This window comes from Arsenicicoccus sp. UBA2120, from assembly GCF_002330965.1.
In the GTDB taxonomy this organism is placed as follows: domain Bacteria; phylum Actinomycetota; class Actinomycetes; order Actinomycetales; family Dermatophilaceae; genus Arsenicicoccus; species Arsenicicoccus bolidensis.
In genome coordinates this window covers 21,919-27,918 of sequence record NZ_DCYC01000045.1, presented here as the reverse complement: position 1 = coordinate 27,918, position 6,000 = coordinate 21,919, and the positions used below count along the sequence as shown (strand labels likewise).

Below are 6,000 nucleotides of genomic sequence, written 5' to 3'. Positions count from 1 at the left end.
CATCGGTGGATCGAGGCTAAGACGCTCCCGGTGGCGGGCGCAACCCCACCCCCTGGCCGGTCGGAGGGAGGAAAAGGGGTTGCAGGCGGGGTGCGGCGGCCGCGACAGTGGGTGGGCCTGCCGCCATACGGCCCGGGCCCCGACGATCTCCAGGAGGTGGCGACATGACGGTCCTCGTGCGCCTGCACCGCCCAGACCCCACCTCCCACCTGGAGATCTCTCATGAACTTCCCTGCGCAGCAGGATCTTTCGTTCGACTCATCGCCTGACGGCCCGCCCGAGGGCGAGCGCTGGTCCACCTGGGACGTCGCGCAGCAGGGCCCGGAGCCCCGCCCCGACTGGGTGGTGACCGCCCTCGGCGCCGTCGACCAGGACCTCGGCGTCCTCAAGACCGGCAAGGAGGCCGACGTCCACCTCGTGCGTCGGTGGGTCCCCGGCGACGACGGCTCCGAGGTCGTCCTCGCAGCCAAGCGGTACCGCTCCAACCAGCACCGCCTGTTCCACCGCGACAGCGGCTACCTGGAGGGCCGCCGGGTCCGCAAGAGCCGCGAGATGCGCGCCATGGCGCACCGCACGACCTTCGGCAAGGAGGTCATCTCGGGCCTGTGGGCCGCGGCCGAGTTCGACGCCCTCGGCCGGCTCTGGGAGCTCGGCCTGCCGGTCCCCTATCCCGTCCAGATCACCGGGGACGAGATGCTCATGGAGTTCATCGGTATGACGGAGGGCCCGACTCCGGTGGCCGCGCCCCGTCTGGCCCAGACCCGGCCGGACCCGGCGCTCCTCGACGAGCTGTGGCACCAGCTGCGGTGCACCCTGCTCGTCCTCGCCCGGGAGGGGTGGACGCACGGCGACCTGTCGCCCTACAACGTCCTGCTCCACGAGGACCGGCTCGTGCTGATCGACTGGCCCCAGATCGTGGACGTCATCGGCAACCCGCACGGCTTCGAGATCCTCGAGCGGGACGCGACCAACATGTGCGACTGGTTCGTGCGACGCGGGCTCGAGGTCGACGCCGGTGAGCTGGTGGGCGAGCTCGTCGCCGAGGCGACCGCGCGCTACTGACGCCGGCTGCACTCCTGACCCGGCTGACCCAGCTGACCCCTGCTGCCCGCAGACAGGTGAGGAGGCCGCCGGCACCCCCACGCCGACGGCCTCCTCGGACCGGTCCGAAGGGTGTTGGATCGACCGGTCGTGCGTGCCGGTTCGAGCCCCCGCAAGACCCGGCACATCTCGTACGACGCCGCACCCCGCCATCAGGTTGGGGCCACCCTCGCGACGTCTGCGCGGTGAGTGTCTCCGCGGGGTCTCCGCGGTCAGTAGACGACCACCGTCCCCCGCAGCCCGATCAGCCGCTGACCGCGCAGCTCGTCCATGTTGGCGTTGTGGATGCGGACGCACCCGTGGCTGCTCGGGTAGGCCCCGATGTCGAAGCGGCTGCCGTGCACCGCGATGCCGCCGTTGAAGTACATCGGGCGGTACATGCTGCCGAGCCGGCCGTGCTGCCAGCCGGACCCGTCGCCGTACTGAGTCCAGAAGCGGAAGCTGCCCGACGGCGTGACGGCGCGCGCCCAGCGCCCGCGGTCGCGGTAGCGCTTGTTGTTGCCGGTGCTGACGTTGTAGATCCGCGAGACCCGGCCGCCGTCCACGACGTACAACGTCTGGCGGGCCTTGTCGATCTCGATCACGTGACCCGAGCGGCTGCGGGCGACGGGACGGGTGCCCTTGCTCGCGGCGGCCTGGGTGCGGGCGTCGGCGACGCCGGTGCGTGGCAGGCCGGCGACCTTCTGCAGCGCCATGACGGCCTGGCGGGTCCGGGCGGCATACACGCCGTCGACCCGGCCGAGGCTGTAGCCGAGCGCGTTGAGCCTGCTCTGCAGGGCCGTGACGGCCGGACCGCGCGAACCGACGCGCAGGGTGCGGGCGGCGGCCCGGGGAGCCAGGGCGGCCTGCGCCGCGCTGACAGGTGCCGCGCTGACGGGTGCGGAGCCGGCCGGTGCCGAGCTGGCGAGCGTCGAGCTGGCGAGCGTCGAGCTGACGGGTGACGCGCTGATGCGTGCCGCTGCGACGGGCGCGGACTGGGCCGTGGTCCCCCCGACCACGGCACCGCCCGTGAGCATCGCTGACGCGGCGAGGAGCGTGACACCGCGACGGATGGTGGAGCTGCTCATGATGGTCCCCCCTCTGGGACGTGCTTCCTTGACCCCCTCAGGACGTCGTGGCGGGGCACAAGGTTGCACGCCGATAAGGTGACCCCCGTGAGCTCTCTGCGTCGCGTCTTCGTGGCCCGCCTCGCCGGCATCGCGGTGTTCGACCCGCTCGGCGACCAGGTGGGGCGCGTCCGCGACGTCGTCGTCAGCTTCAGCGCGACCCGGCGCAAGCCACGCGTGCTCGGCCTCGTGGTCGAGGTGCCCGGCCGTCGCCGGGTCTTCGTGCCGATCACGCGCGTCACCAGCATCGACGCAGGCCAGGTCATCACCACGGGCCTGGTCAACATGCGCCGCTTCGAGCAGCGCCCGACCGAGTCGCTCGTGCTCGCCGAGCTGCTGGACCGCGCGGTGACGGTGACCCAGCCCGCCGAGGAGCCGTTCGAGGCCACCGTGGAGGACCTGGCGATCGAGCAGGACCGGCCGCGCGAGTGGTCCGTCACCAAGGTCTTCGTCCGGCGCGGCCACGTCAGCGGCAGCCTGTCGCTGCGCCGCCTGACGGGTCGCCGCGGCGAGACGCTGATCGTCGACGTGCTCGACACGACGGGCCTCGCGACCCGCCACCAGGGCCAGAGCGCCGCGCGCCTCCTCGAGGCCTACGACGACCTCAAGGCCGCCGACCTCGCCGAGGTCATCCACGAGCTGGCGCCCGGCCGGCGCGTCGAGGTCGCCAGCGCCCTGGATGACGAGAAGCTCGCCGACGTCATCGAGGAGCTCCCGGCGGACGACCAGATCGAGATCCTCACGCACCTCGAGACCGAGCGCGCCGCCGACGTCCTGGAGTTCATGCAGCCCGACGACGCGGCCGACCTGCTATCCGAGCTGCCGGAGGCGACCCAGGAGCACTACCTGCAGCACATGGAGCCCGACGAGGCCGCCCCGCTGCGCCGCCTGATGGCCTACGACGACAACACCGCCGGTGGTCTGATGACCCCGGAGGCGATCATCCTCGGCCCGGACGCCACCATCGCCGAGGCGCTGGCCTGGGCCCGCCGCGAGGAGCTCTCCCCCGCGCTCGCGTCCCTCGTCTGCGTCTGCCGCCCACCGCTCGAGACCCCCACGGGGCGCTACCTCGGGACCGTGCACATCCAGCGGCTCCTGCGCGAGCCCCCGCACAGCCCGCTGGGAGCGATCCTGGACAAGGAGCTGGAGCCGCTGCAGCCGACGGACAGCCTGGGCACCGTCACGCGGATGCTCGCCAACTACAACCTCACCGGCGCCCCCGTGGTCGACGAGGACGGTCACCTCCTCGGGGTCGTGACCGTCGACGACGTGCTCGACCACATCCTCCCCGAGGACTGGCGCGAGGAGAGGCACGAGGTGACCCATGACTGAGCGCACCCGCACCCAGGACCGCAACCGGCTGGACCAGCCTCAGGAGGCGCGGGTCCGGTTCCGGCGACCCGCGATCTTCGCCGAGGGCGCCTTCGGCTCGGCCAGCGAGGGCTTCGCCCGCTTCATGGGGACGCCGACCTTCCTGATCTGGATGACGATCTTCGTGGTCGTCTGGCTCGCGTGGAACACCTTCATGCCCGAGGCCGCGCAGTTCGACCCGCGGTCGCTCAACTACACGCTCCTCACCCTGATCCTGTCGCTCCAGGCGTCGTATGCCGCCCCCCTGCTCCTGCTCGCCCAGAACCGCCAGGACGACCGGGACCGCGTCGCTCTCGAGCAGGACCGCGCCCGCGACGAGCGCAACCTGGCCGACACCGAGTTCCTGACCCGCGAGGTGGCCGCCCTGCGGATCGCGTTGCGGGACATGGCGACCCGCGACTACCTGCGCTCCGAGCTGCGAGACCTGCTGGAGGAGCTGGAGGAGCGCGGGATGGTCCCCGAGGCCGCCGACGACAGCGACCCGGAGGCACCTCGCGCCAAGAAGGCCAAGAAGAAGAAGGCCGCGCCCGCGCCCCCCGCCGATCCCGGCGCGTAAGGAGATGCCGGGCGGGCGGCATACGATGGGGGGCATGTCTGCCCCGTCCCTGGACCTGATCCACGCCGCCCTGGCCACGGTCGACGACCCCGAGATCCGCAAGCCCATCACCGAGCTGGGGATGGTCGAGTCGGTCGACGTCGACGACGCCGGACGGGTCGCCGTCCGGGTGCTGCTGACGGTCGCGGGCTGTCCCATGAAGGACCCGATCCGCAAGGGCGTCACCGAGGCCGTCGCGCGCGTCGAGGGGGTCAACGGGGTCTCCGTCGACCTCGGCGTGATGAGCGACGAGCAGCGCGGCTCCCTGCGCGACCAGCTGCGCGGCGGCCAGGCCGAGCGCGAGATCCCGTTCGCCAAGCCGGGATCCACGACCCGGGTGTATGCCGTCGCCTCCGGCAAGGGTGGTGTCGGCAAGAGCTCGGTCACCGTCAACCTCGCCGCCGCCCTGGCCCGTCAGGGGCTCAAGGTGGGCGTGGTGGACGCCGACATCTACGGCTTCTCGGTGCCGCGCATGATGGGTGTCGAGCAGCAGCCGACCCAGGTCGACGACATGATCCTGCCCCCGGTCGCGCACGACGTGAAGGTCATCTCCGTCGGCATGTTCGTCGCCGGCAACCAGCCCGTCGTCTGGCGCGGACCGATGCTGCACCGCGCGCTGCAGCAGTTCCTCGCCGACGTGTTCTGGGGCGACCTGGACGTCCTCCTGCTCGACCTGCCGCCCGGCACCGGCGACATCGCCATCTCCGTCGCGCAGCTCATCCCCGGCGCCGAAATCCTCGTGGTCACCACCCCGCAGCAGGCGGCGGCCGAGGTCGCCGAGCGCGCCGGGTCCATCGCCGTGCAGACGCACCAGCGCATCGTCGGCGTCGTCGAGAACATGTCCTGGCTGGAGCAGCCGGACGGCTCCCGGCTCGAGCTGTTCGGCTCCGGCGGCGGTCAGGCCGTGGCGGACTCGCTGTCCCGCATCGTCGGGGCCCCGGTGCCGCTGCTCGGCCAGATCCCGCTCGACACCCGGCTGCGCGAGGGCGGCGACGAGGGCACCCCGGTCGTCCTGTCCTCCCCCGAGAGCGCGGCGGGCACGGCCCTCAACGGCATCGCTCGTGGGCTGGGCACGCGGTCGCGTGGCCTGGCCGGCCGCAAGCTGGGCCTCACCCCCACCAGCCGCTGACGCCGGCGGGTCCACGGCGCGGCTGAGCGCTGCGCTGCCGCAGCGCTGCGCCGCAACGTCTCGCGCTGGCGCACCCGTCTCACCCTGCAGCACGAGACACACTCGGCACGGTGAGCCCGCTGCCAGCGCTGCCCCGCAACGTCTCGCGCTGGCGCATCCGTCTCACCCTGCAGCATGAGACACACTCGCCACGTGAGCCACCGCCAGCGCTGCTCGGCCGCGGCGGCGCGGTGCGCGCTGCGGTCAGGTGGCCTCGGCGTCGAAGGGCGTGTAGGTCTGGTCGTAGCGCTGCCCGGGACGGATCGGCTCCGGCTCCGCCTGGGCACTCGCCATGGTCGCGCCACCGGCCGCCGCTGCTCCCGCTGTCGCGACCGTCGAGCCCGAGGGGCCGTCGTCCAGCAGCGCCTCACGCACGATCCGGCGCGGGTCGTACTGCCGTGGGTCGTACTGGCGCCAGTCGATGTCGTCGAAGTCCGGGCCCATCTGGTCGCGCAGGGAGGTCTTGGCGCCCTCGGCGTAGGCCTTGGCCTGGCGGACGAGCTGGCCGAGCTTGGCGGCATACTCCGGCAGCCGCTCGGGGCCCAGCACGACGACGGCGATCACGATCAGGAGCAAGAACTCGGTGCCGTTGACGTCCCACATGAGGGCGAGACTACTGCGTCGGCCTGCACGACCGGGCCCGCCGGAGCAGACGGTCC

Annotated in this window: 6 protein-coding genes; 4 read left to right on the top strand and 2 right to left on the bottom strand. The window is 72.4% G+C overall.

From position 1 onward, the window contains the following. Nucleotides 1-222: 222 nt before the first annotated feature. Complete coding sequence (locus tag B2P18_RS06695; RefSeq protein ID WP_239263180.1) at nucleotides 223-1,062, top strand: serine protein kinase RIO; 840 nt, start codon at nucleotides 223-225, stop codon at nucleotides 1,060-1,062. Nucleotides 1,063-1,313: 251 nt separating this feature from the next. Here the strand turns inward: B2P18_RS06695 and B2P18_RS06690 are convergent, their stop codons facing one another. Continuing rightward, nucleotides 1,314-2,168, bottom strand: a complete 855-nt coding sequence (locus B2P18_RS06690) for a L,D-transpeptidase family protein (protein WP_286957309.1) — start codon at nucleotides 2,166-2,168, stop codon at nucleotides 1,314-1,316. Nucleotides 2,169-2,255: 87 nt separating this feature from the next. On the opposite strand from B2P18_RS06690, the gene B2P18_RS06685 reads away from it, so the two are divergent. The 3 genes from B2P18_RS06685 to B2P18_RS06675 are packed head-to-tail and all read left to right on the top strand — an operon-like array spanning nucleotide 2,256 to nucleotide 5,302. Beyond that, nucleotides 2,256-3,539: a magnesium transporter MgtE N-terminal domain-containing protein gene (locus B2P18_RS06685; RefSeq protein ID WP_019286172.1), complete on the top strand. Its 1,284-nt coding sequence runs from the start codon at nucleotides 2,256-2,258 to the stop codon at nucleotides 3,537-3,539. Then, nucleotides 3,532-4,134, top strand: coding sequence for a DUF1003 domain-containing protein (locus B2P18_RS06680; protein WP_019286173.1), 603 nt, complete (start codon nucleotides 3,532-3,534; stop codon nucleotides 4,132-4,134). The genes B2P18_RS06685 and B2P18_RS06680 overlap by 8 nt, the downstream gene beginning before the upstream one ends. 34 nt (nucleotides 4,135-4,168) lie before the next feature. Then, on the top strand, nucleotides 4,169-5,302 hold the full coding sequence (locus B2P18_RS06675; protein WP_029210364.1) for an Mrp/NBP35 family ATP-binding protein: 1,134 nt from the start codon (nucleotides 4,169-4,171) through the stop codon (nucleotides 5,300-5,302). A 243-nt stretch (nucleotides 5,303-5,545) separates the two neighbouring features. Here the strand turns inward: B2P18_RS06675 and B2P18_RS06670 are convergent, their stop codons facing one another. Further along, nucleotides 5,546-5,944, bottom strand: a complete 399-nt coding sequence (locus B2P18_RS06670; RefSeq protein WP_286957286.1) for a twin-arginine translocase TatA/TatE family subunit — start codon at nucleotides 5,942-5,944, stop codon at nucleotides 5,546-5,548. Between the last annotated feature and the right edge of the window lie 56 nt (nucleotides 5,945-6,000).

Excerpts from the sequence above, each read along its gene's own strand:
- B2P18_RS06690 (WP_286957309.1), bottom strand. The coding sequence starts at position 2,168 with ATGAGCAGCTCCACCATCCGTCGCGGTGTCACGCTCCTCGCCGCGTCA.
- B2P18_RS06695 (WP_239263180.1), top strand. The coding sequence starts at position 223 with ATGAACTTCCCTGCGCAGCAGGATCTTTCGTTCGACTCATCGCCTGAC.
- B2P18_RS06680 (WP_019286173.1), top strand. The coding sequence starts at position 3,532 with ATGACTGAGCGCACCCGCACCCAGGACCGCAACCGGCTGGACCAGCCT.
- B2P18_RS06670 (WP_286957286.1), bottom strand. The coding sequence starts at position 5,944 with ATGTGGGACGTCAACGGCACCGAGTTCTTGCTCCTGATCGTGATCGCC.
- B2P18_RS06675 (WP_029210364.1), top strand. The coding sequence starts at position 4,169 with ATGTCTGCCCCGTCCCTGGACCTGATCCACGCCGCCCTGGCCACGGTC.